Raw genomic sequence first — 22,649 nt, 5'->3', positions numbered from 1 at the left:
ATTAATTACAAGGCTCTCCGAAGATATCACCTGTACCAGGCGAGCCTCCTTGGTCACATGTTAAAACAAGAAGAGCATTTGAAGACGTCCACATATCAGTACTACTTGCTACACTTGTAAGATCCCATCCTGTCGCATCAACGGCCAAGACATCCGCATATCTAAACATCCAAGTCATCGATGTTACACTTGAGGTATTAAGTCCTGCCATATTAATTGATGAAACTCCATCAGCGTAATAGAACATCCCTACAAAGCTAGTTGCACTTGAAGTATTAAAATGCGTTAGATCAATAACAGGTAAAACAGTTTGTCTAAACATATAAGCAAAATTTGTCACAGATGAAGTGTCAAATGTTGAAATATCAAGACTTGTTAAAGAGTCCATACCAGAAAACATATACGTCATTGTTGTAACGAGAGAAGTATCAAAACTTGTCAAATCAAGAGTTGCTAAAGAAGAGGTGCCATCAAACATCCTCTCCATTCTCGTCACACTATTAGTTTCGAAGCCTGTAAGATTTAAAGAAGTTAATGCAGTCATATTTGAAAAAGTAGCCGTCATATTCGTAACATTCGATGTATCGAGCATACTTAGGTCTAAAGTTGTAATAGTACTCATCCCACTAAACATTCGATCCATATTTTCAACAATGGCAGTATCAAAGTGGGCCACACTTAAACTTGGTAAAGAATTAAGATTGCTAAATAGATACTGCATATACCTAACCTTAGAAGTATTAAAGCTTGAAATATTTAGCGAAGTTAAACTAATGCCCGATGAAAACATATAAGACATATCAGTAACATTGGCAGTATTAAAACTTGAAAGATCTAATGTTGTTAGTGTATCAAGACCAGAGAACATACTCTTCATTGTCGTAACTTTTGTCGTGTCAAAATTAGAAACATTAAGACTAGATAAAAGAGTATTACTTGCAAACATTCTCTCCATCGTAGTGACATTTGCAGTATTAAATGAAGAGAGATTCATTGAAAGCATATTAGTGTTCCAGTAAAACATATCTCTCATATTAGTAACTTTACTCGTATCAAAACTTGATAAGTCTAATGTTGTGAGAGAATCCACATGGAAGAACATCCCCTCCATATTCGTTACATTTCCTGTATTAAAATTTGATAGGTTTAAAGTCGTTAAACTTTGAACATACTTAAACATCTCCTTCATATTCGTCACACTTGCAGTGTTAAAATTTGAGATATTAAGAGACGTAAGATTTCTCATGTCTTTAAACATCGCAGTCATATAAAGAGCACTAGAAGTATCAAAGTGAGACAGATCAAGAGAAGTCAGATTAGTAACTCCCTGAAACATACTAATGAAACTTAAAACATTACTTGTATCGAAATTAGAAATATTTAAACTAGTCAGACTCCCCATATTAGAGAAAACCTGTGTCATCGAATCAACATTTGAAGTATTAAATCCAGATAAATCAAGTGTTGTTAAAGCTGTCGCCCCATTAAACATATAGGACATTGTTACAACACTACTTGTATCAAGCCCGGTCATATCAACTGAAGTTAATGACGTATTATTCATAAAAGTATATTCAAGCGACGTAATACCAGTTGACGCCGTACCTGCAACAAAAGTCGTAAGTTGATTACAATTGTAAAATGCTCGAGATAAACTTACCCAACCAACTTCTCCAAGAGATTCGACTGAAATTAATTGATGTTGATTAGTATAAGCACCATTGAGAAAATCCATTCCCTCAAATGTACCAACAATCTTCACTTGATAGTCACCAGCACTTGCATAAGTATGGGCCTTATTTGCATCAGTATCTGATGTAATTGTCTGAACAGGTGTTCCGTCACCCCAATCAACTGTAAAATTATAATTATAAGTTGCGACAAGTGGTAAAGTTACAACTTCATTCACAGCCGTCGTTCTCCAAGTCGTCTTAAACGGATTAATTTGTTTACCAGATAATGAAACAGTAGGTGTTGTATATGTTCCATCTGAAACAGTTAGACTACCTGTGTATGTTGTTGCGGCCGTTTCAACACCACGAACACTGATTGTACAACTTGCTCCTGCTCCTAAAGAGATTCCCGTACAATTATCGACAACGACTTCAAAATTACTTGTGTCTCCTGTAATAACTGGAGTTTGAATTGTACCTGTTGCAATCGTTCCATTATTCGTCACAGTTAAAATAGACTCATCTCCAATTTCTCCGGGTTCAATATCAAGACTACTTAAAACCTCTGGAGAAATGTCAAATTGCTCAACCGTCTGATAATTAAATATTTCGTAAACGGTCGAGTTTCCATCTGTAAGAGCAAGTGTAACGACGCTCGTATCTTTTACACCAGCATTTGGAGTTAGCGTAACTGTACAGTTAGGGGCCGTTCCACTAATAACAATATTTGCATTACTAAGAAGAGCAGTATTACTAGAACTTCCAGTTACTGAACCAGAACAAGTTATCGTCGAATCAGCATCACCAATAGTAAATGGAATCGGATTTGTTGCTATACTAATTAACGAATTTTGATCGGCAACTGAAGAAATAACAGGAGGGATATCACATGGATGTCCTGCTGTTAGTCGAATATTATCCAAGGCCATATCTGAGGTATAACTAGTACCTGTCACTCCTCTAAAGCGAACCATTGTAGTTGTTGAACCGGGGAAAGATTCACATAAGTTAATACTTTCAGAGAACCATGAATTTCCTTGATCTCCAGATTGGCTCCAAAGAGTACTCGGCTCCCATGTACTTCCACCATCAAGAGAATACTCTAAATTTAATTCTCCCATCGCTGCACCATACAGATGCCAATCAAATTCAATCACATACTTATCAGTAACCGTATTGAAAACCGGACTTTCTATAACATGAGTATTACTATAATTACTCGATGATTCAATGAAAGCATAGTAAGTACCATCTGTTGGAGAACTAGGACCAGTTCCAGAGCTTGGAGTAGTATCAGGATCGACAGACCAATTTCCATCATCTGTCGCAGATTGAGACCAAGTCGTAACTCCAGTAGAAGCAAATGTTTCATTATAAGAAGGCCCAGGGAGGTCGGCCACAACGATTGCAAATATTTCGTTATCCGTTAAACTACCGTCTGTTGCCGTAATCATAAACTCATACTCACCATCTTGGGTTAAGTCAGGAGTCCAGTCCATAACACCTGTTGAAGTGTTAAAGCTAACACCAGTTAGGCCCGTACAATTTGAACCAGAAACACTACCATCAATATTGATATCGTAAGTACATGAATAAGTTAGCGCCTGACCATCGAGATCTAGATCATCCCCCCCATCAGATGCATTAACAGTTGTAATAGGAGTATTTTCAATAGCACTATTTTGATCAGCGATTGCATCAAGAACAGGAGGAGCATTCACATTATTAACTGTTACACTAAAGATTTCATCATCACTTAAGCTTCCATCACTAGCGATAATTTTAAATTCATAATTACCAGATTGAGTATAATCAGGTGTCCAATCCATTACCCCGGTCGTCGCGGAGAATGAAACCCCTGACAACGATGTACAAGAAGTAGCACTTGCAACAGCACCATCAACAACTGTGTCATATGTACATGAATATGAAATAGAATCTAAATCAGCATCTAAATCATCTCCCCCGTCAGCAGCATTTACACTCGACATCGCAGAGTTTTCAGAAGCAACGATATCTGCGATAGAATCTAGCACAGGAGCACGATTTGTATTTGTAACCGTAACGCTAAAAATCTCAGAGTCACTTAAACTTCCATCTGATCCAGTTATTTGAAACTCATATGAACCAGACTGATCATAATTAGGAGTCCAATTTAAAACTCCTGTCGTACCATTAAAGCTAGCTCCAGTAAGAGACGCACAATTTGCACCACTGACGCTACCATTTACGACAGTATCATAGATACATGTATAAGAGATCGTATCATTGTCATTATCTAAGTCGTCTCCACCATCACCGGCATTAATTGGAGTCATCGCAGAATTTTCCGCGACAGATTGATTTGAAATACTATCTAGGACTGGAGGTTGGTTGACATTATTAACAGTGACAACAAATATTTCATTACCACTTAAGCTTCCATCACTACCATTAACTTGAAACTCATAGCTTCCGGCTTGACTATAATTTGGCGTCCAATCAAGCTCCCCTGTTGAGTTATTAAATGTAACACCTGATAGAGTCGAACAATTGGCACCTGCGACACTTCCATCAACAGTAGTATCGAAAGTACATGAATAAGTAATTGTATCTAAATCAATATCTAAATCATCAGCACCGTCAGCTGCATTAATCGTAGTTAAAGCTGAATTCTCATTTACTGATGCATCGGAAATACTATCTAATACAGGGGCACGATTGACATTATTTACAGTGATTGAAAATATCTCATCATCACTTAGGCTTCCATCACTCCCAACAATCTTAAACTCATAAGTTCCTGCCTGAGAGAAATTAGGAGTCCAATTTAAAACCCCAGTTGCGATTACAAAAGATGCTCCTGGAAGTAGAGAACAATCAGTTCCACTCGTCACTGCCCCATCAATGACAGAATCGTATTCACAGTTATAAGTAATGGTATCTAGATCAACATCTAAGTCGTCTGCTCCATCAGCAGCATTGATGGTTGATAGCGAAGAATTTTCTGCAACTGTTTGATCACCAATTGGATCTAAGACTGGTGCACGATTAGTATTTGTTACGTTAATAACAAATATTTCATCATCATCTAACGTACCATCACTACCTATAATTCTAAATTCATAATTTCCAGATTGGTCATAATCAGGAGTCCAGTCTAGCTCCCCTGTTGCCACATTAAAACTAACACCTGTTAATGAAGTACAGTTAGAGCCTATTGATACCGTACCATCAATAATAGTGTCATATAGACATGAGTATGAAATGGCCTCAAAATCACCATCTAAATCGTCACCTGAATCGTTTGCATTAACAGTTGTTATTGCACTATTTTCAGCAACACTAAAGTCAGAAATATTATCAAGAACCGGTGGTTGATTAACATTATTAACAGTGATAACAAAGACCTCATCATCACTTAAACTTGTGTCGCTACCATTGATTCTGAACTCGTACAATCCACTTTGTGTAAAATCAGGAGTCCAATTGAGTTCTCCTGTTGTAGAATTAAAACTTACCCCGGAAAGACTTAGACAACTAGTTGAACCAACACTACCATCAACTGTTGTATCATAAAAGCAAGTGTATGAAATTGTATCTAAATCAATATCACTATCATCGCCTCCATCACCTGCATCAACTGTAGTTATGGCAGAGTTTTCAGAGACGCTAAAATCTGCGATTGCATCAAGCACAGGTGCACGATTTGTATTTGTAACAGTAACCACAAAGATTTCATCATCACTTAAGCTGCCATCACTTCCCGTGATCCTAAACTCGTAACTACCCTCTTGGTCAAAATTAGGAGTCCAATCTAATTCACCAGAATTAGTATTAAAAGAGATCCCTGTTAATGTTGAACAGTCAGCTCCAATAACACTTCCATCAATTGTAGTATCAAATGAACACGAATAAGAAATCGTATTTAAATCAAAATCGAGATCGTCCCCACCATCTCCTGCATCAACAGTTGTGATAGCATTATTTTCACTTACGATAATGTCTGAAATAGCATCTAATACTGGAGCAACATTTACATCATTTACAACAATCGAAAAGATTTCATCGTCACTGAGACCACCATCTGTTCCCGTTATTTTAAATTCATAGCTTCCCGATTGAGAGTAACTTGGTGTCCAGTCAAACTCTCCAGAGTTAATATCAAACGAAATCCCTGTTAATGTTGAACAGTCAGCTCCAGTAACACTCCCATCAATTGTAGTATCAAATGAACAAGAATAAGTAATTGTTTCGAGATCAATATCAAGATCATCACCACCATCACCAGCATTAACTGTTGTTATGGCACTATTTTCAGCAACTATGATATTTGAGATAGGATCCAGTACTGGTGCACGATTCACATTGTTAACAGTTACTGTAAATATCTCTTCATCACTAAGACTTCCATCACTCGCAATGATCTTAAATTCATAACCACCGGCCTGGATAAAACTAGGCGTCCAGTTAATAATTCCAGTCGCTGGATCGAGATTAAACCCAGAAAGTGTTGAACAACTTGTCCCTGAAACACTTCCATCGACAACAGTATCAAATTCACACGAATAAGTGATGGCCTCAAGATCAATATCAAAATCATCCCCTCCATCAGCTACGTCAATCGTAGCCATTGCCGAATTTTCATTTGCAGTTAGGTTTGCAATACTATCAATGACAGGTGCACGATTATTATTGGCAACATTTATAACGAAAATCTCATCATCTACAAGGTTTCCATCTGAGGCGACAACCATAAACTCGTAGCTTCCACTTTGAAAGTAATTTGGCGTCCAATCGATAACACCAGAAGAAGGATTTAATGAAACTCCGGCTATCGTAGTACAATCAATTCCCGAATTCACATTTCCGTCAGCAATCATGTCATAAGTACATGTATAAGTAAGAGGCTCACCTCCACTATCAAAATCGTCTCCACCATCACCGGCATCAATAGTTGCAATTGGACTTCCTTCCGCAATTGGCCCTTGATCAGCAATTGCATCAACGACAGGAGGAACAAAGCCTGAAAGCGTACCACTTACTGTGGCAATATCAGAACTCTCTTTAGAGTCACTTGTATACATTGAAACACTATAACTTCCATTATTTGAGGCAACAGGCCTTATATCGAAAGTACATGTATCATTAGGAGCTAAGACAACTCCCTCACAATTATCATTGATAACTTCAATATGCTCAGCATCCGCACCAACGATAACTGGTGCCATCAGCGCAGCACTCTTAACAGTTCCTAAATTTTTTAACGTTAGCGTTTCACTAGGACCAGGAGAAGCTCCTCCTGAAATATTTAAGTTACTAATAGAGTTCGTTGAAAGAGTTAGATTCACTCTTCCGATAAAAGTATTTGAGCTTCCAGAAGAATTACTTGAACTTTCTTCACTATTGTCTGCTTCAGAGTCTTCAGAAGGATTGAAGACACTTGTCATTTTAATCCCAAGTTCTTTCTCTTCTTTATTTTTATTACTTGGAGCAAAACTTGGCGAATCAAAATCTTGCGGCGTAGTTTCAAAAAAACGTTCATCCGATGAAGAGACTTTTTTTACAGGATCATTACTTAATGCAGAACTATAGCCGCCCTGCTTTTGTCCAATCGAATAGTATCCGACATTTTCCTCTTCGTTATACTGCTCGGCCACTAATGTACTGGCCACATTACGATCTTGCTCTTTCTTGAATTCATCCTGTGAAGATTGAGAGATATCCTTGAATGGATAGCTTTGATTTTTTTGCTCGTTCTTTAAGGAAAGCTTTGAGTTATTTGTTACTTCTTGATTAACTTCTTCTTTAGATTTTACAGATTGATTTTCGTTGAATGAAAATGAGAAATAATAAACTAAGAAAATAGCCGATGCGATAAATGAGAATTTGAATAATCTTGAATTATTCCTCAATTTAAAGATCCCCCACCTACTGCACTAAACTCTCTAAACTAAAGAAAATTTAATGTGCACTACAAAAATAATAACTTAAGGCTAAAAATCAAACTAATTTTGTAGCTAAGTAATTAAAATCATTCGCTCTCTTTAAAAAAAGCGCGCCTAAAATTTAGGCCAAGTGCAATGATGAAAACCCCTAAATTAATCAACATTTACCAACTCACCCTAAGGCAAATTATTTGAATAACTTATCGGTAGTCTCTATAGAATCATGAACAAATTCTCTTTGCTTTGATAAATTTTCAAAATGAATCTAACTATCTGAAATTAAAGAAGACACTCATCAAGCAGGGCACGCACATCAAATTGAGCACCTAGTTTGTGAAGAACAAAGAAAACACCACCTATCTTTCGATCTAGAAAAACGGTATGTCTTGAAGGATTTCCAACGGCGACCTCCTTCATTAGCTGAGGGGCCATTTCCATAACCTTATCTGCAACGTTGGAGCGACCCCAATCATAGACCCCACCCTGAAAAGGTGCAGCTATAATTTTGGCATACTCCCAGAAGAAGTCTTCATTTGTTTTTTTATTCTTAGATAGGTATTCCATCTCATAGAGGTTTGAGAAGAATAACTCGCGATCAAGATTAGCGCAGGCAATGATTAGAGTTTGATAGCCTTTCAAGAAATTGTCTGGTGGAGTTTTTGAAGCACCAAAATCAATTAAACCCCAGCGGTTATTTGGTAATAAAATATAATTACCCATATGAACATCTGTCTGAACCTTTTTAAACTGGAAAAGCTCTAAGAACATAAGTCTCATGAAATCTCTACCAAGCTCGTTTCGAGCTTCTTGAGATAGATTTAATTGGTCAAGATCTCTTAGGGTATGGCCATCAAGATATTCCATCGTTAAAACCTGCTCATTACTAAAATCCTCTAAGACTTCAGGTATTTTGTATTGCGGGTATTCACTTAATAATTTTCGAAACTCATTTATAGACTTAGCCTCTGCTTGATAATCAGTTTCAAGAAAGAGCATCTCTTCAATTTCACTATAGATTTCTTTTAAGTCTACTTCTTTTGGTATGACATTGAGTAACTTCATTAAGATTTTTAGGGCCTTAACATCATTCTTGATTGCCTTTCTGACACCCTTGTACTGAATCTTCATGGCGTAATCAACACCGTTATAGTGAGCAAGATGAACTTGGCCAAGACTTGCAGCCGCGATTGGTTTCTCTTCTATCTCAAGTTGTTCTAAAAAACTTCTAGGAACTTGATCTTTAATTTGTTCCCACTCTAGATAGTAAGACTGACTCTCTAACTGCTTTAATACTTTTTGCGCTTCAGGCGGCAGGAACGCACTTGCATAAGTCGATAGTAATTGACCAGCTTTCATGAGAGAGCCCTTCATCACACCGAGCTCATTTACAATGAGTTCCACGTGAGGACCAATACCACCACTCAATTTATTTTTTAAATCTTCATTACGTTTAGACCAAACGTCTTTTCCCATTTTTAAAGCGAGTTTTGCAACCCCTACTTGTCTTGAGATGAACTTATTTTTTATTTTATTTATTTTCTTCATTAGCATTCTTATTCTAACATTAACTAAAGGAGAATGGATGTATTTTCGACTCAATAACTGTAAGCATGCCCTAATAATTGGTGCCGGTCATGGAATCGGACTTGGGATAGTGCAAAATTTATTAGAGAATTACTCAGGTATGCACGTCACAGCAACCTATCGAAAAAGAGAAAGTGCCTTAGATTTATTAAGCCTAGAAAAGTTATTTCCTAATAACTTACATGTATACCAGTTAGATCCTACTAAAGAAGAGCAGATAAAAAACATGGCCCTAGAACTTGTTGATAGCTCTTTTGATCTGATAATTAATAGCGTCGGAATGCTCCATGACATAGTACTCAATCCAGAAAAATCTCTTAAAGAATTTGATCCTGAGAATTTTATTAGAATTATTCAAGTGAACGCAATGGTTACACCACTCATTGGAAAGTATTTTGAAAAGAGTCTAAGTAATACTCCTAGCCTTTTTGCAAGCATTTCAGCAAAAGTAGGAAGTATCGAAGATAATAAGATTGGTGGCTGGTACAGCTACCGAACTTCAAAAGCGGCACTGAATATGCTTATAAAAAATATTTCTATCGAATTCGAAAGAAAGAGAAAAAAATGTGTAGTTCTTGCTATTCATCCAGGAACGACTAAAACAAAATTATCCGAACCATTTATAGGTAGAACTTCCTACATAATTCACGAGACACACGAAACAGCTTCTAATATACTTAATACCATTAATAATAGAGAACTTAGTGAAACTGGAAAGTTTCTATCTTGGGACGGCGGAGAAATTCCATGGTAACGACAACAATTAATGATACTGATTTTAAAAACTTTGATGAGAGAAAGAGAATAAAATTCATAAATGCTTTATCAGGATTTAAGTCAGCAAATCTTGTCGGTACAGTCAATAATGAAGGACAAACTAATCTTTCAATTGTTAGTTCTGTCGTTCATCTAGGTGCGTCTCCAGCTCTTATTGGCCTCGTGATTAGACCTGATACGGCCAGAAGAGATACACTAGAAAATATTCGTGAAAATGGTTTTTTTACGATTAACCATGTTAATGAAACAATTGTAGAAAAGGCCCATCAAACAAGTGCCCGCTATCCTCAAGATCAAAGTGAATTTGATGCCTGTGGCCTAACTGAAGAGTACAAAGATAAATTTCTTGCACCATATGTTTTAGAAGCAAATATTAAAATGGCGATAAAATTTGTGCGTGAAATTAAAATTGAGGAAAATGGTACTCATTTTTTAATTGGTGAAATTAAAAGTGTTCACTTACCACAAGATTGCCTTGAGGAAGATGGCCATATCGATATTCATAAAGCCTCTACAATCTGTGTGTCAGGTCTAGATGCTTACTTTACGACGAGTGCTCTAGGTCGCCTCAGCTATGCAAAGGCCGATCGCCCACCAAGTTGGCTTTAGAGAAAAATACAAAAATTTTCCTAGCTAGCATTGACACTATTTTTTTTGCTACCATTTTTTTATTACGAGAGGTAAATAACTAATTTTTCGACCTCTAAAGAATCTTTTTTACTACAAACCGTATCAAGGAGACTTTATGTTAAAGAAAACTAATTTATGTGATTTTTCAAAACCTTTATTTTCTGACTTCGGTATTGAGCTGACATATGAACAGCATCAGAAAATAAAAGCACGACTCGATAGGCTTATGGACCGATGCCCTAATCATGGCCACTATCAGCTTGAATTTAAGAAGCATGAGTCTAATTATATAGCTCAGCTCAGTATTAAGTCCTATTCGAAAAACTTCTATGCAAAAAAAGTTGCACATACCCCATATCAGGCATTTCTCCTTTTAGAGGAGGAAATCGATGAGCAATTATTAAAATGGAAAAGAGAAAGATTTAGTAATAGCTTAGCAAGTAATTTACGTGGACCGCAAGTCGCGTAATTTATCCCTTGGCAAAACTCCTGACATCTCCAGGAACCAATTATGGTTCCTGGAACTTAATTAGATCTATTCTTTTGAACGAGGATTACGGCGAGCTTGTTTTGCCATAATTTCTAAATAGAATGACTCAGCTTTTTCACTCACGAGTAAATCAATCTTTTTGTTGATTTCTTTTTCATGAATCGCTTGAGCAGATTCTGCACTTTCACCAATACGACAGTCGAAATCCCAAAAATCAGAACCTTCAGGCAACTCTTTTCGACGCTCTCTTTTAATATACTTCTTTACTTCAAATTTAATTTTATCTGCGACTCTTTCAGCTGAGCGCTTTTCATCCACTAATTTAAACGTTTTCTTCACTTTAATCTCACTATTTATATGTAATAGAAGCTTTTAGCATGGAAAATCTCGGAACACACCCTATTAATCACAACCTAGTTCACTTTACTTAAATTAAGGACAGGAATAGAATAAGACTATGAAGAAAAAAACAATTGCCCTCGTGGCACACGATAGTAGAAAGAATGACCTAATCCAATGGACTTTAGATCACAAAGATAAACTAACTAATCATAATCTTTGTGCAACGGGAACAACTGGAAGACTTTTAGAAGAAAAATTAGGCATTAATATTCATAAGTACCTAAGTGGGCCTATTGGCGGAGACTTTCAAATTGGAAGTGCAATTGTTGAAGATCAAGTTGATATGCTTATTTTCTTTTGGGATCCATTAGAGTCAATGGCACACGATCCAGATATCAAGGCCTTGCTAAGAATTGCTACACTTTACAATATCCCAATGGCCTGCAATCAAACAAGCGCTGACTATTTCATCAACTCAAGTTTAATGGACTCTGAATATGAGAGAAAACTTTCTGTGCTCAATAATTACAATCAAGCACGAAAAGGAATTAATTAAAAAAGTCCATATACACCTTAAACCAAGGAGTATCTCCAAAGCGCTCAACTACTTTATCAAAGAAGACTTCAACACCTTCTTCAGTTAGGCCCATTTGGTCATATGAAAGCTGCTCATAAAGATTCATGATAAGACTTGGTGTAAATGAATCCATAAGTTTTTCTAGATAAGCTAAGCCTTGTTGAGGATTGCGTGTAAGAAGATAATCATAGATTGATAATCTTTTAATATCACATGCCTCTGCAGAGCGTTTTTGAATACTAAGTCCATTATCAAAGTGATGCCATTGAGGAGTTTTATCATTTACTGTTCGAATACAAAGGGTAACGGTTGGGTTTTGCTCGTGCAGTACACGATGTGAGAACTCCAGCCCTCTTTTAATCTCACGGATATCACCCTTAACCAAAGTTTCATCGATTACACATTCGATTTCACTTGTGTAGATATCAGGAAAGAATTCTTCTTTCATATGAACCTTAAATACTTCATGTCTTGACTCTCCGGCCACAACTTGAAAAGCTCCACAAAAAGAATGTGAATGGATTGAAGTATCTAAAGTCTGCCAGAAATATAGATCAACAACAAAGTGTCCATTATTGAAGATTGTAACAGGTGGCTGACCAAATCCGTTATAAACATTAACTTGCTCAGGAAAAGTCTCTTGCTCTAAACTCCACTGCGCAATAAATGATTCAATCTCTTCAAGTTCAAAATCAAACTTAGACTTCAAAAGATAATCAGTACATACTCTTGAAAAGTCTTCTTCACTTGGCCTCAAGGCTTCTATTTCTTTTCCAATATTCAAAAGGTCTTTTATATTCATTTAAATTCTCATTTTTAAATTCGTGTAAAATTACACATTCTTGTTTTCTTAAAATACTGGCCATCACGACTTCTTCCACTATAGATTCTTGAATAGCTCATTTCCTCACCATCGACTTTAAGAAATCCCACTCCCTGTGCATTGGAAGTTTGATTACGATCTTTCATCCATTGAACACGATCGACATTAAAGTAAAGACTCTGCCCATCTCTGCCCCAGTATAGGTTGTGAACATTAAATGTCTTTTCATATTTATTCTCATATTGTTCACTATAAGGCTTACCTATCTTATAATCCATCCCATAAAAATTTATGTGCTCACAGCTCTCCTGCTTAATGTAGAGTTTTTCAACTTTAACTGATCCATCTCGATCACAAAGCCCTTCCCATGTACCAGTAAGTGCTGGGCAATTGGCAAACGAGCTAAGAGAAATTAGGCTTAAAATTGAGAATTTTAAATTGCGATGATTCATTAGTCTTCCTTAAGTATATTTAACTTCATTTATAGATAAGTTTAGCTGTTTTTTCTCTATAATGAAAAGTGGAGTTTTATCATGCTGGCCTTACTTACGTTAACGATCATTTTATTTACTTCAATAACCATTGTGAAAGTTGCCACAAAAATACTGGTATTGACGGGATTAAGTGATGAGGTGGCAAGATTTCAGGCAAAGTCAGCTCTTACAGGAACAGGATACACGACCAGTGAGTCTGAAAGTCTTGTTAATCATCCTTTGAGAAGGCGCGTTCTCAGTTTTCTGATGACTATTAGTAATGTAGGTATAATCTCTGTTATATCAACCGCTATTTTATCATTTGTTAATATCGATACAACAGTTGAAGGACTTAGTCGTTTTGCAGTTGCGATCACTCTTTTTTCAATAATTATATACATCACACAAAGCAATTTCTTTAATAAGTGGCTTAATAAAAAACTTAAAGCTTACTTAGGAAAACTATCAAATGTCGAACTCGTGGATTACGCAAATCTCCTACATATTGGAGATAGTTTTGGTATTGGAGAGGTGTATGTTTCAGATAATCACTGGTTTTCTAATAAAACTGTAAGAGAGCTCTCACTTCCGAGAGAGGGACTTATTGTCCTCGGAGTGCAAGTTGCTAACGGAGAATACTTAGGACTTCCCTCAAAAGACTATGTCATAACGACTGGTGATACGGTCATTTTATACGGAAGAGCAGATATGCTTAGTGAGATAAGTACGAGAACAGTTGATATTGGTGATACAGAACGGAAAGAGGCCATTGAAAAATTAGCAGAAATTCGAAAAGAAGAAAAAGTTAGAGAAGAGGAAATTGTTGAAACCCGTGAAGCAAGCTAATACTCTCTTCCATCTGGTCTTGGTGCTATTAGAATTTTAAAGTACTTAAGAAGAAAAATAGCAAACCCACCACACCAAAATAATACGGCCACATACAAACTAGTAAAATAATACTGCGACGATATGATTGGAATTAACGAACGTGTTAGTGCACCAATTATGATTAGTAGATAAGATAACTTCGTCCAAGTATCTGCTTGAATTGATCGACCAGTATGTCCTAGCGAAACACGTGTCATTATCCCTATTGCAACGACTGCTAGCCCCCCGGCAAGAAGTAAATGTAAGGCTGCATTTGTCTCATTAACACGCATATTAAAAATACCTACAAATCGTAGAATTAACTCAAGATTAATTAGTGCAATTCCTATGTGCAGAATAAAGAGGATCGGAATGCTTATAGTTGCTAAAGGACGCCATAAATATTGTCTAAAGCAATTTGAGACAATAGCAATAATAAGAATTGCGAGGTTAATAGCTGAAAGATTGTCTTGATTCCATAAAACGGCCAGCATCAAAACAGAACCTAAGCTAAGAAGGTTTAGCCAATTAGGAACATCAATACTAATATTTGATATTTTACTTCTGGAAAAGAAAGGTATTACCCTTCCAGCGATCAACAAAATAATAAAACGTATTAGCCCAATCGCAAGGTCTCTTCCATAATCTGCCACGACAGCTTCTTGAAATAAATTTCCCCACGTGTGCAAAAAACTACTCAAAGAAAAGCCTAATAGTAGAGGAATAAAAACAAATTTCTGCTTTGGAAAATGCCAAAGTTTAACTAAAAGCATTATTAATAATGTAGGGAAAAAAAGATTTAAGTTAATAAGCAAGCTAGAGGGCCCAAGAGGAATAAAATAGGCCAACCTTTCAAGGCCCCAAATGAGAAGTAAGAAAGCCAACCACTTTCCTTGATAAGGCCTAGAACCAGTCCAATTAGCACTTGCTGTTAACAAAAATCCAGCGATCAAGGCACCACAAAAACCAAAGAGCATTTCATGCGAGTGCCAAAATATCGTATCAAGCGAGTTCAGTGGTACATCGATGTGCCCAAGATAAGAAAGAACCCAAATAATGGGATTAAGGGCCGCCATTAATCCGGCCATAAGAAAAAATGGCCTAAAACTGATTGAAAATAGTGCTCTTAATCCCATCACTCTCTCTGCTTACTTAAGAAGTACGTCGGCCCTAGTCGACTCAGCAATTGCTGCAGCTTCTTTAATTAGCTCATCTGCCACACCCAGCTCTTGTAAAGTAGCGCCAAGATTTTCAACAACGGCATTGAAATGCTCATCATTTAATCCTTGAGCAACAAGGGCCTCGTGAGCTTCTCTCATTCCCTTTCCATCATATGTATTTGGACCACCAAAGGCATAAGTTAAAAACATAATTTGCTTTCTTCTTTGAGCGGCCATATCGATTCCTTCAAAAAAGTGCCTAATGCGCTCATCAGCTAGAACCTTATTATAAAAAACATCGACAGCTGCGTTAACTGCTTCTCTACCACCAATTCTTTCAAATAACTTTGTCATTTCATCTCCTTAATATATATCTGAAATACATATTATGTATGCTAGACTTAAATGGTATTAAAGTAAACAGGAAAATTAATATGCGTTTGGCCAGTTTTACAGATTATAGTTTACGAGTACTTATATATATCGCTCTAAAGGGCGATGAACGCTCTACTGTAGCAGAGATAGCCGACAAGTATAAAATCTCAAGAAATCATCTTGTGAAAGTCGTTCACAATCTTTCCTCAATGGGAATCATTGACTCCTATAAAGGAAAAGGTGGAGGCATCACGCTTTCCACTGCACCTGGCCAAATAGTAATTGGAAACTTAGTACGCCAATTAGAAGAGGACTCTCCACTTGTTGAGTGCTTTGGTAATTCAGGAAATTGTATAATTAATCCAACTTGTAAGTTAAAGAGTGCACTGATAATTGCTCAAAATAAATTCTATGAAGCACTCAATGAATACACATTGGACGATCTTATTTCTAATAAAGCAAAATTAGTCGAAATCTTTACAGCGGACAATTAGACTCTAACAGTCCCCTAATATTCTTTTGAAATTTTCTGATAACTTTTATTTGCTCATCTAGTTGAGTTAATTTTTCTTCAAGTTGTTTTCGAAGTCGGCCATTTGGATTTTTAGAGGCGAGTACTTTTGCCATTGACTTAATTTCAGAAAGTGAAAAACCAAGCTCTTTTGCCTGCACAATTAGTTTTAAAAGTTCGACAGCTTCAACAGGATAAACTCGATAGCCATTATCACCTCTTTTAGGAACAAGAAGCTCCATCTTTTCATAATAACGAATGGCCGATGAAGGTATTCCCGTCTGCTTAGATAAATCACCTATTTTCATTTTTTTACTCCAGAGCTTGACCTTAAAGTATGGTTTAAGGTTTATACTAATCTAAACTAATCATAAAAAGGAAAACAAGTGAAATATTTTTTTACAGTACTATTAGCATTAAATATTCTAGCGGCAAGTGAAGCTCCTCGCTTTTCAATTATTCAAACAGGCACAGCAAAGACATTAGAGGCCCTAATTTATGAAGAAGGTAGTCTTTTTAAAACAATGATGGTGAATCATGCCGGTTTTCTCATAGAGAATAAAGGTAAGTATATTCTTTTTGAAACTGGCCTAGGCGATGATGTGCATGATCAATTTGCACTCGATATGTCTTGGTGGGCAAAGCCTATATTTGCTTACCATAAGCTTGATTCAATTAAAGATCAAATCAAGGATCACTATAAGATTGAAAATATTATTCTTTCTCATGCTCATTGGGACCATGCTAGTGGCCTTATCGATTATCCAGAAATTACAACACTTGTAAGCGAAGAAGAAATGCATGAAGTAATTCACCCTACTCCAAATCGTACATTTCCTTCTCAATTTAAAAATATCAAAACAAAAGCTTTTAAATGGAAAGAAGAAGAATACCTTAGTTTTCACAAATACTATGATGTCTTTGGGGACAGGAATGTCATAATTGTACCTCTTTTTGGACATACCCATGGCTCACTTGGAATTATTCTCAATAATGCTAAAGATGGTAAGAAGTATTTCTTTGTCGGCGATGCTATTTGGACAACAAGACAACTTAGTCCACTTCAAAACAAGCCCTATCTTTCTTCTAAGTTAGTTGATACAGACAAGGAGATGGCACGTAAGAAAATTGAGATCGTAAAACTTATGCAACAAGAAGGCTACATCATTGTACCAACACACGACTTCTACGTGCATGAATCACTTGGCTATTATCCAAAATGGAATTGAGCTATTCTTTCATCGTTGGAAGCTTCAAGCCAAATTTAATAGCACCATACCTTAGAACAAATGTTGTGATCATTACTGCCAGCGCTGGGTATAGAGGATCAAAATCAATTTGAGAAAGAATGATGAAGACGACAGACGAAATCGCAGCTACTGTCGCATATAGTTCCTTCTGATAGAGAATTGATAATTCTCCGCTGAATGCCGATCGTAAGATCCCTCCTAGCACTGCAGTCACAACTCCCATCAATAATGACGTTTCATTATTAAATCCCAAAAGCAAAGTCTTTTGAGTTCCAATTACAACGAAGAAACCAAGTCCTAGTGTATCCAGAAATAATAGTAATGAACTTTGGCGCTCATAAAACTTTCTCATGAAAAAAGTCGAGAGAGTTGCAATGATAATGATATAAAGATAAATTGGGTTCTTAGTCCAAAAAACAGGCTCAGCTATAATAAGGTCTCTTACCGTACCTCCCCCAACAGCAGTTAGGAAGGCCAAGAATAGCATTCCAAATAGATCAAGCTTTGATTTTCCACCAACTGAAGCACCTGTAACGGCGAAGGCAAAGGTACCAAGGTAGTCAATATAGATAAATTCATTTGTCTTATTTTCCTCTATAAAAGAGTTTAGCATATATTTCAATAAAATTTACTTTTAGAATTTACCAAGTAATTACTATTATCCAGTTATAATGAATAAAGAAAACTTTTAACCATGGATGTGTTAAGTGCTTATTTTTATCATTTGTCTTTTGATGCTTGCTTTTGCTTATAAATTCTATAGCCCATTTGTTGAAAAACAAGCAGGTATCGACTCTCAGAATCTAACACCAGTTAAAAAATTTGAAGATGGTGTTGATTATGTTGAAGTATCACCTACAAAGGCGTTCCTAATTCAATTTCTAAATATCGCGGGAGTTGGCCCTATTTTTGGACCAATTCTAGGTGCTATTTATGGACCTATCGCACTCGTTTGGATTGTATTGGGAAATATCATTGGAGGCTCTGTCCATGACTTCTACTCGGGAGTACTTAGCATTAAGGAGGATGGAAAAAGTTTACCTGAAATAGCAGGTCACTATTTAAACACATACTTCAAAGCGATCATGTTACTTTTTACAGCAATGCTCCTCTTCTTTGTTGGTGTTGTATTTATCATGAGCCCCGCCGGCCTAATCAGCAATCTCGATGCCTTTAAAGACACGATGTTTGCCAGTAATAACTTCTGGGTACTAGTCATTCTCGCTTACTATCTATTAGCGACATTACTTCCTATCGATAAAATTATTACAAAATTTTATCCATTATTTGGTCTATTAATGGTTGTAATGACCGTCTTGATAGCAATTTCATTAATTCTTCACGCACCAATGTTACCAAAAATAGAGAATATCTTTGCATACATATCGCATTCACATATTAACTATGAATTATTAAACAGAGATCCTAATGGACCCCCTGTATGGCCACTCTTATTCGTGACAATCACTTGTGGTGCAATTAGTGGATTTCATTCAACACAAGCTCCAATCATTGCAAGATGTCTTGGAAATGAAAAATATGTAAGGCCAGTTTACTATGGAGCGATGTTAGCTGAAGGTGTTGTGGCATGTGTTTGGGCCCTTGCCGGAATATCTGCGTTTCCAGAAGGTTACGTACAACTAAAGGCCGTTATTGCACAAGGTGGTCCAGGGCTAGTCGTGAAACAGATCTCCTCAACATACCTAGGTGCTCTTGGTGGTGTTATGGCCGTTTTGGCGGTTGCAGTCTTCCCTATAACTTCAGGAGATACTGCATTTCGCTCATTAAGATTAACGATTATTGATGCATTTAATATTCATCAAAGCATAAGGAATCGACTATTGGTTTCAATACCAATTCTAACTGTCGCCTACTTTATGACAAAAATCGACTTCTCTCTTATTTGGCGCTACTTTGCCTTTTCAAATATGCTCTTATCAACAAGTGTTCTCTGGCTTGCAACGAAGTATTTATTTGATCGCAAAGCAATACACTGGATAGTTAGCCTACCAGCAATTGTTGGAACGGCAGTTACAATTTCATATATTCTGACTGCTCCTATAGGAGTTAATCTTTCAAAAGAGCAGGCCCAGCCAATTGGAGTTATAGTTGGAATCATTTGCTTAATTATCCTTATCGTTTTTCATCGTAAAAAATACTCACTTAAGGCCCAAGTATGATCACGTAGGTCCTTTAATAAAGGACCTATGCTAACTTGCTTTTTTCAAATGAAATGAATCCATTTTGCTTTTATCTACTGTTAAATTAAAAATGTCTGGTCGAGAATAATGACCTCCAATATCAAGAGATCTTCTTGCATCAATAACTTCCTCTAAATCATATTCTGCATAAAGAATTCCTTTTTCCCGTGACATTGGACCAGCAACGGCACCTCCAAATGGTTTAAATAAAACAGCATCACCATCAGATAACCAATCATCTGGCTCTGGGAAAACATCATCTTTAAAAGGTACATCATCAGGAATATCACAACATTGAATAGCTGTAGAACATCCTGCGACCCAGCAGCCTCCCTCTCTAGCTATATGCTTAAGAGTTCCAAGCCAAGATTCCCCACAGTCCCAAGTTGGTGCCAAGTAAACCTCGACCCCTTGGGCATATAAACTAAAGCGAGAAAGTGGCATATAATTTTCCCAACATATGAGGCTTCCAATTTTTCCGGCCGGAGTATCCACAACATTTAGGCCACGAGCATCTCCCCAGCCCCAAACCATGCGTTCAGGGTTAGTTGGAATTAACTTTCGATGTAGATTTAGAATTTCACCATCTGTGCCAATAATGGCATATGAATTAAATAGTGTTGAGCCACTTGCTTCAGAGTTAATTTCATTAAAGCCAATTGCAACGGTTACGTTTTTCTTCTTAGCTGTTTCTTGAATATCTGATAGTTGATTTTTAGAGAGATCAATTGAGTTTTTAAAAAGAACATGGTGAAGTTCTTTAAACATCAGCATATCTCCACCAGGTCGAAGCCGCCATACCCAAGAAGGATAACCTGGTAAATATGCCTCAGGGAACATGACTAGCTGAGCGCCTTCTCTAGCTGCTTCAGTGATAGAATCACAAGCTATTTCGATTGATTTTGTTAAATTTAAAAATACAGGTGGAAGCTGAACGATTGCAAGTTTTTTCACTTTCATCTCCTTAAGTCAGCACCTCTCAGAGTATTTTAATTTAAACATATAATTGAATAGAAAGATATTTAACCTCTCTTAAATTTGGATGTTAAACCTCCAAATTATTTTCCAAAAAACTCACTTCGATATTCTTTAATTCCAGCTTTATTGTGACTTTTACAATCTTTTGATGAATCTTTGTTAACCTTTTCTTTTTTTACTTCTTTTACCTTCTCCTGCGAAGCAATAGAAGTCATTGATAAAAGTACAGCACAACACAGTATAAGTTTCTTCATATCTATTCCCTTGTTAAGTCTCTTTCAAAAAGATAACACTTGAAACCACTTATATATAGGGACCTTACGAAGATTTCACACTACGATAAAAGATTTAACAAAAATAACTAAAGTCAATAAATAGAGATAAGACGAGGTAATCAGAGAATAAAAAGAAGGGCCATTACCTGACCCTTTTGTTTTACAATTTTATAACCATTACGCTGCACTAAGCGGCCATAATTTTTTCAATTTCACTATCAGGCAAGTTTCCGAGGTCCTTATTTAAATAATTGCTAACCTGCTTATTCAACTTGCTATTCAAGTTATTTCTTATCACTCCTAAAAAAGAGTTCTCCGCTACTATCACAAGCTCATCAAAATTATGCTTATCATGATTTTGATTTAAGAACTGATTAATCTCTTTTGCAAATAATTCTTCACGATGCTGCTTATTTGTTTTCTTAGGTGTAAAAGATTGATAACCGTGAGCACTACTATTGGCCATTGAGCCATGGCGGTCCGAATTCACCTCTCCCTCTTTTAATTTAATCCTAGGATTTTCAAGGGATTTAATTAGCTTTAAGGTATTTCTTTTTTTTCGCTCATAAATACGTGCATTAGACTTGCTTGCAACAACAACCCATGATCGATGCATATCTACCTCCACGAGATATTTTTTTTATCATCGCCCTAATTCAAAAATAATTCCAACAAATAAATAGTAAATATTTCTTATCACAACTCCATGTGAACTGTTCCTAATTTCAGAGCAGGTTCTTTTTTCTTATAAACTGTTAAAAGTATGTTAAAAATATTGAATGAAAACAGATAACAAAGAACTACATCCAAGAAATCTTCACAATAAGAGCTATGATTTTAATGCTTTAATAAAGAGCTTTCCGACTCTTGAAAGTTATGTAAAAGCAAATCAATACGGAAATCAAAGTGTAAACTTCTCGGATGCTGGAGCACTTTTATGTCTTAATCAGGCACTTTTAGCTCATTACTATAAAGTGACTAATTGGAGTGTTCCCCAAGGAAATCTTGTACCGCCTATTCCAGGACGAGTCGACTATATTCATTATATTGCCGACCTTTTAGCAGAGGACAATAATGGAAAAGTTCCAGTTGGTCCAAAAATAAAAGGACTAGATATTGGAACTGGAACGAGTTGTATCTACCCTATTCTTGGTAATAGTATCTATGGTTGGAAATTTGTTGGAAGTGATATTAGCTCTGAAGCAATAAATCATGCCAATACAATTCTTAAAGCAAATTCATCTTTAAAAAAGAATATTAAGGCACGCTTTCAAAAATCACCTCAACATATCTTTAAAGAACTAATTAAAAGTGATGAGAAGTTTGATTTTACGATGTGTAATCCACCTTTTTATTCATCACAAGAAGAAGCCGATAAAGAGAGAGCTAAGAAGCTTAAAAATCTGAATGCAAACAAAATCAAGAAAGGACATAACCCCACGGCAAAATCGAATTTTGGTGGAGTAAAAAATGAGCTCTGGTGTGAAGGTGGAGAGAAAGCATTTGTCACAAATATGATTCAAGAAAGTGTTGAATTTAAGCAACAATGTCACTGGTTTACGACTCTTATTTCTCAAAAAGAGAATCTAGTTGATTTAAATAAAGAGCTTAAGAGACAAGGTGTAAGTGATAGTCGAGTTATTGAAATGATTCATGGACACAAGATTGCTCATATTCTTGCTTGGAAATTTTAGAAGTCCATACCTTGACCTTAGGGAAATCAAGGTATGGACATA

General features: G+C 36.4%; 21 protein-coding genes. 9 read left to right on the top strand and 12 right to left on the bottom strand.

Going from position 1 to position 22,649, the window contains the following annotated elements; translation table 11 throughout:
* Position 1: 1 nt before the first annotated feature.
* Entirely contained in the window at positions 2 to 7,567 is a 7,566-nt protein-coding gene (locus ABMA70_RS13445; RefSeq protein WP_392992806.1) for a BspA family leucine-rich repeat surface protein, read from the bottom strand.
* 312 nt (positions 7,568 to 7,879) lie between these two features.
* Positions 7,880 to 9,145: an ABC1 kinase family protein gene (locus ABMA70_RS13440; RefSeq protein WP_392992808.1), complete on the bottom strand. Its 1,266-nt coding sequence runs from the start codon at positions 9,143 to 9,145 to the stop codon at positions 7,880 to 7,882.
* A 37-nt stretch (positions 9,146 to 9,182) separates the two neighbouring features.
* On the opposite strand from ABMA70_RS13440, the gene ABMA70_RS13435 reads away from it, so the two are divergent.
* From ABMA70_RS13435 to ABMA70_RS13425, 3 genes are all read left to right on the top strand, one after another.
* Positions 9,183 to 9,938 carry an SDR family NAD(P)-dependent oxidoreductase gene (locus ABMA70_RS13435; RefSeq protein ID WP_392992810.1) on the top strand — a complete coding sequence of 252 codons (756 nt, stop codon included), beginning with the start codon at positions 9,183 to 9,185 and terminating at the stop codon, positions 9,936 to 9,938.
* Positions 9,932 to 10,570 carry a flavin reductase family protein gene (locus tag ABMA70_RS13430; RefSeq protein ID WP_392992813.1) on the top strand — a complete coding sequence of 213 codons (639 nt, stop codon included), beginning with the start codon at positions 9,932 to 9,934 and terminating at the stop codon, positions 10,568 to 10,570. Before ABMA70_RS13435 ends, ABMA70_RS13430 begins: the two co-directional genes overlap by 7 nt.
* 136 nt (positions 10,571 to 10,706) lie before the next feature.
* The gene (locus tag ABMA70_RS13425; RefSeq protein ID WP_103218270.1) at positions 10,707 to 11,060 is read left to right on the top strand and encodes a hypothetical protein; all 354 of its coding nucleotides are present in this window, start codon (positions 10,707 to 10,709) and stop codon (positions 11,058 to 11,060) included.
* 66 nt (positions 11,061 to 11,126) lie between these two features.
* On the opposite strand, the gene ABMA70_RS13420 is transcribed toward ABMA70_RS13425, so the two are convergent.
* Positions 11,127 to 11,420 carry a DUF6172 family protein gene (locus ABMA70_RS13420; protein WP_103218271.1) on the bottom strand — a complete coding sequence of 98 codons (294 nt, stop codon included), beginning with the start codon at positions 11,418 to 11,420 and terminating at the stop codon, positions 11,127 to 11,129.
* A 118-nt stretch (positions 11,421 to 11,538) separates the two neighbouring features.
* On the opposite strand from ABMA70_RS13420, the gene ABMA70_RS13415 reads away from it, so the two are divergent.
* Entirely contained in the window at positions 11,539 to 11,979 is a 441-nt protein-coding gene (locus tag ABMA70_RS13415) for a methylglyoxal synthase (RefSeq protein ID WP_103218272.1), read from the top strand.
* On the opposite strand, the gene ABMA70_RS13410 is transcribed toward ABMA70_RS13415, so the two are convergent.
* Together ABMA70_RS13410 and ABMA70_RS13405 are read right to left on the bottom strand one after the other, a co-directional pair.
* Positions 11,972 to 12,802, bottom strand: coding sequence for a hypothetical protein (locus ABMA70_RS13410; RefSeq protein WP_392992818.1), 831 nt, complete (start codon positions 12,800 to 12,802; stop codon positions 11,972 to 11,974). The genes ABMA70_RS13415 and ABMA70_RS13410 overlap by 8 nt on opposite strands.
* 14 nt (positions 12,803 to 12,816) lie before the next feature.
* Positions 12,817 to 13,275, bottom strand: a complete 459-nt coding sequence (locus tag ABMA70_RS13405; RefSeq protein ID WP_392992820.1) for a hypothetical protein — start codon at positions 13,273 to 13,275, stop codon at positions 12,817 to 12,819.
* 180 nt (positions 13,276 to 13,455) lie between these two features.
* Between ABMA70_RS13405 and ABMA70_RS13400 the strand changes: the two genes are divergently transcribed.
* On the top strand, positions 13,456 to 14,142 hold the full coding sequence (locus ABMA70_RS13400; protein ID WP_392992823.1) for a TrkA C-terminal domain-containing protein: 687 nt from the start codon (positions 13,456 to 13,458) through the stop codon (positions 14,140 to 14,142).
* Here ABMA70_RS13400 and ABMA70_RS13395 read toward each other — a convergent pair.
* Positions 14,139 to 15,299: an NnrS family protein gene (locus tag ABMA70_RS13395; RefSeq protein ID WP_392993654.1), complete on the bottom strand. Its 1,161-nt coding sequence runs from the start codon at positions 15,297 to 15,299 to the stop codon at positions 14,139 to 14,141. The two genes, ABMA70_RS13400 and ABMA70_RS13395, sit on opposite strands and share 4 nt — an antisense overlap.
* A gap of 12 nt (positions 15,300 to 15,311) precedes the next feature.
* A complete protein-coding gene (locus tag ABMA70_RS13390; RefSeq protein WP_103218277.1) occupies positions 15,312 to 15,677 on the bottom strand; it encodes a group 1 truncated hemoglobin in 366 nt (121 codons plus the stop codon).
* A 38-nt stretch (positions 15,678 to 15,715) separates the two neighbouring features.
* On the opposite strand from ABMA70_RS13390, the gene ABMA70_RS13385 reads away from it, so the two are divergent.
* A complete protein-coding gene (locus tag ABMA70_RS13385; RefSeq protein ID WP_199177549.1) occupies positions 15,716 to 16,192 on the top strand; it encodes an Rrf2 family transcriptional regulator in 477 nt (158 codons plus the stop codon).
* Here the strand turns inward: ABMA70_RS13385 and ABMA70_RS13380 are convergent.
* Positions 16,176 to 16,517: a MerR family transcriptional regulator gene (locus tag ABMA70_RS13380; protein ID WP_103218279.1), complete on the bottom strand. Its 342-nt coding sequence runs from the start codon at positions 16,515 to 16,517 to the stop codon at positions 16,176 to 16,178. The genes ABMA70_RS13385 and ABMA70_RS13380 overlap by 17 nt on opposite strands.
* Before the next feature lie 78 nt (positions 16,518 to 16,595).
* Here ABMA70_RS13380 and ABMA70_RS13375 point away from each other — a divergent pair, with 78 nt between their 5' ends.
* Positions 16,596 to 17,438, top strand: coding sequence for an MBL fold metallo-hydrolase (locus tag ABMA70_RS13375; RefSeq protein WP_392992828.1), 843 nt, complete (start codon positions 16,596 to 16,598; stop codon positions 17,436 to 17,438).
* Position 17,439: 1 nt separating this feature from the next.
* Here the strand turns inward: ABMA70_RS13375 and ABMA70_RS13370 are convergent, their stop codons facing one another.
* The gene (locus tag ABMA70_RS13370; RefSeq protein WP_392992831.1) at positions 17,440 to 18,072 is read right to left on the bottom strand and encodes a trimeric intracellular cation channel family protein; all 633 of its coding nucleotides are present in this window, start codon (positions 18,070 to 18,072) and stop codon (positions 17,440 to 17,442) included.
* 94 nt (positions 18,073 to 18,166) lie between these two features.
* On the opposite strand from ABMA70_RS13370, the gene ABMA70_RS13365 reads away from it, so the two are divergent.
* Complete coding sequence (locus ABMA70_RS13365; RefSeq protein WP_103218282.1) at positions 18,167 to 19,639, top strand: carbon starvation protein A; 1,473 nt, start codon at positions 18,167 to 18,169, stop codon at positions 19,637 to 19,639.
* A 30-nt stretch (positions 19,640 to 19,669) separates the two neighbouring features.
* On the opposite strand, the gene ABMA70_RS13360 is transcribed toward ABMA70_RS13365, so the two are convergent.
* The 3 genes from ABMA70_RS13360 to ABMA70_RS13350 form a co-directional block, all read right to left on the bottom strand.
* Positions 19,670 to 20,614, bottom strand: a complete 945-nt coding sequence (locus ABMA70_RS13360; RefSeq protein ID WP_392992834.1) for a carbon-nitrogen hydrolase family protein — start codon at positions 20,612 to 20,614, stop codon at positions 19,670 to 19,672.
* Positions 20,615 to 20,718: 104 nt separating this feature from the next.
* The gene (locus tag ABMA70_RS13355) at positions 20,719 to 20,892 is read right to left on the bottom strand and encodes a hypothetical protein (protein ID WP_158246892.1); all 174 of its coding nucleotides are present in this window, start codon (positions 20,890 to 20,892) and stop codon (positions 20,719 to 20,721) included.
* A 208-nt stretch (positions 20,893 to 21,100) separates the two neighbouring features.
* Positions 21,101 to 21,529: a host attachment protein gene (locus tag ABMA70_RS13350; protein WP_103218284.1), complete on the bottom strand. Its 429-nt coding sequence runs from the start codon at positions 21,527 to 21,529 to the stop codon at positions 21,101 to 21,103.
* Positions 21,530 to 21,692: 163 nt separating this feature from the next.
* Between ABMA70_RS13350 and rlmF the strand changes: the two genes are divergently transcribed.
* Positions 21,693 to 22,607, top strand: coding sequence for a 23S rRNA (adenine(1618)-N(6))-methyltransferase RlmF (gene rlmF, locus ABMA70_RS13345; RefSeq protein ID WP_103218285.1), 915 nt, complete (start codon positions 21,693 to 21,695; stop codon positions 22,605 to 22,607).
* The last annotated feature ends 42 nt before the right edge of the window (positions 22,608 to 22,649 follow it).

Source organism: Halobacteriovorax sp. XZX-3 (assembly GCF_043196495.1).
GTDB lineage: Bacteria > Bdellovibrionota > Bacteriovoracia > Bacteriovoracales > Bacteriovoracaceae > Halobacteriovorax_A.
This window is presented reverse-complemented; position numbering and strand designations above follow the sequence as displayed.

Coding starts and splice junctions, on each gene's coding strand:
- ABMA70_RS13440 (WP_392992808.1), bottom strand. CDS start 9,145: ATGAAGAAAATAAATAAAATAAAAAATAAGTTCATCTCAAGACAAGTA.
- ABMA70_RS13435 (WP_392992810.1), top strand. CDS start 9,183: ATGTATTTTCGACTCAATAACTGTAAGCATGCCCTAATAATTGGTGCC.
- ABMA70_RS13430 (WP_392992813.1), top strand. CDS start 9,932: ATGGTAACGACAACAATTAATGATACTGATTTTAAAAACTTTGATGAG.
- ABMA70_RS13425 (WP_103218270.1), top strand. CDS start 10,707: ATGTTAAAGAAAACTAATTTATGTGATTTTTCAAAACCTTTATTTTCT.
- ABMA70_RS13415 (WP_103218272.1), top strand. CDS start 11,539: ATGAAGAAAAAAACAATTGCCCTCGTGGCACACGATAGTAGAAAGAAT.
- ABMA70_RS13410 (WP_392992818.1), bottom strand. CDS start 12,802: ATGAATATAAAAGACCTTTTGAATATTGGAAAAGAAATAGAAGCCTTG.
- ABMA70_RS13405 (WP_392992820.1), bottom strand. CDS start 13,275: ATGAATCATCGCAATTTAAAATTCTCAATTTTAAGCCTAATTTCTCTT.
- ABMA70_RS13395 (WP_392993654.1), bottom strand. CDS start 15,299: ATGGGATTAAGAGCACTATTTTCAATCAGTTTTAGGCCATTTTTTCTT.
- ABMA70_RS13390 (WP_103218277.1), bottom strand. CDS start 15,677: ATGACAAAGTTATTTGAAAGAATTGGTGGTAGAGAAGCAGTTAACGCA.
- ABMA70_RS13385 (WP_199177549.1), top strand. CDS start 15,716: ATGCTAGACTTAAATGGTATTAAAGTAAACAGGAAAATTAATATGCGT.
- ABMA70_RS13380 (WP_103218279.1), bottom strand. CDS start 16,517: ATGAAAATAGGTGATTTATCTAAGCAGACGGGAATACCTTCATCGGCC.
- ABMA70_RS13370 (WP_392992831.1), bottom strand. CDS start 18,072: ATGCTAAACTCTTTTATAGAGGAAAATAAGACAAATGAATTTATCTAT.
- ABMA70_RS13355 (WP_158246892.1), bottom strand. CDS start 20,892: ATGAAGAAACTTATACTGTGTTGTGCTGTACTTTTATCAATGACTTCT.
- ABMA70_RS13350 (WP_103218284.1), bottom strand. CDS start 21,529: ATGCATCGATCATGGGTTGTTGTTGCAAGCAAGTCTAATGCACGTATT.
- rlmF (WP_103218285.1), top strand. CDS start 21,693: ATGAAAACAGATAACAAAGAACTACATCCAAGAAATCTTCACAATAAG.